2 protein-coding genes are annotated in these 1,225 nt (G+C 51.9%); both read left to right on the top strand.

The genetic code is table 11. The annotated features are described in order from the left end of the window. The coding region (locus tag OKC30_RS20920; RefSeq protein ID WP_270809815.1) for a WYL domain-containing protein at nt 1–560 on the top strand (560 nt) is incomplete at its 5' end. Between the two features lie 126 nt (nt 561–686). Then, the gene (locus tag OKC30_RS20915; protein WP_029304370.1) at nt 687–866 is read left to right on the top strand and encodes a hypothetical protein; all 180 of its coding nucleotides are present in this window, start codon (nt 687–689) and stop codon (nt 864–866) included. Nucleotides 867–1,225: the final 359 nt, after the last annotated feature.

The raw sequence follows: 1,225 nt of genomic DNA, 5'->3' as shown, positions 1-1,225 counted from the left end.
GCGATAAAATCAGATCACAATCGAAGCCATTTTTATATCTATTTCAATTGGTTGCTGCTAAAGATCCTGTACATGAATGCTGGCTCATCACCAAAGACCAGCGCAAGCAGCTGTTTAGCCCCTATCAGCTCGTCAACTACAAGGGCACCTGGCACTTGGTCGGCGTCAGCGAGGGGAGATTGCAAGCCTATCCGCTGAGCAACATCGCACTGGTTGAGCTATCGCAACAGACCTTTACCCGTGATGCGCTCATTCAACGACAGATCGATACCGACCCGACGCTCTGGCGCTCCGGCATGATCGAGGTGCTCCTCAAGGCCAATGCATCCATCGCTATCAACTTTCAGCATCGCCCGTTGCTGCCCGAGCAGGAGATTGTCAAAACCCTGGATGACGGTGCGCTGTTATTGAGCAGTCGCGTGCTCGATGCCAATCAAATTCTGCCTGTCATCAAATCCTGGATGCCGGAACTCACCGTGATCTCGCCCGGCTTTATCCATGAGCAGATCGTCCGTGATTTACGCCATTTATTGACCCTGATGAGTCAGGCTCCACCCTGATTCATTTATGACAAAGATCCCAGTTTATACATCTGGCGACAGCGCCTGACATGCCGCGACACCACCTGTCGCCACTGTTCTGCATTGTCGTCAACCATCAAGCAGTAGCAATCCAAGGAGTGATGCATGAGTAAAATGATCCAGATGAAAGAGTCCACCGCAAAGCGCGAAGTGAAGCAGGAATACGGCCTGACCGAAACGGATGGCCAGGCTTTCTGGGATCGGGTGAACCGGGTGATCGGTGAATCCCGAGAGGAAGTCGATAATGAAGACCGCGTTCCTGCCGGATATGAAGTGTATCGATAACGTCAACGCGTACATGTTAGTTGGTCATTAGTTGACTCCTGTGAGCGATATCTGCCACGAAACGCTCGTAACGACAAAGCGGCCAGTTCTACTGGCCTCTTTTTTTTTGGACCGTTCGACAGCACAGGCTGAGATCACACCAGTGAGCAATACCGGGGTAATCTCCGCATGGCGAGGCACCTGTATCGCGGTTTAGCGACCCAATGAGCCGTTTTGGCTGCGCCGCCCTCCAAACCTCCGCAACAAGATCATCCTGGCCTTCTCGGCCTGCTAAAACGTTCCTCCCTCAGAGATCCCCTCATTTTTAGAGACTCAAATAATTCCAAGTGTGCGGGTATATAAGCGGTGTTGCTTCAGGT

It is taken from the genome of Aeromonas sp. QDB18 (genome assembly GCF_027705325.1).
GTDB lineage: Bacteria > Pseudomonadota > Gammaproteobacteria > Enterobacterales > Aeromonadaceae > Aeromonas > Aeromonas caviae.
The sequence above is the reverse complement of the archived record's forward strand: the minus strand, read 5'-3'. Positions and strand labels throughout refer to the sequence as shown.

Excerpts from the sequence above, each read along its gene's own strand:
- OKC30_RS20915 (WP_029304370.1), top strand. The coding sequence starts at position 687 with ATGAGTAAAATGATCCAGATGAAAGAGTCCACCGCAAAGCGCGAAGTG.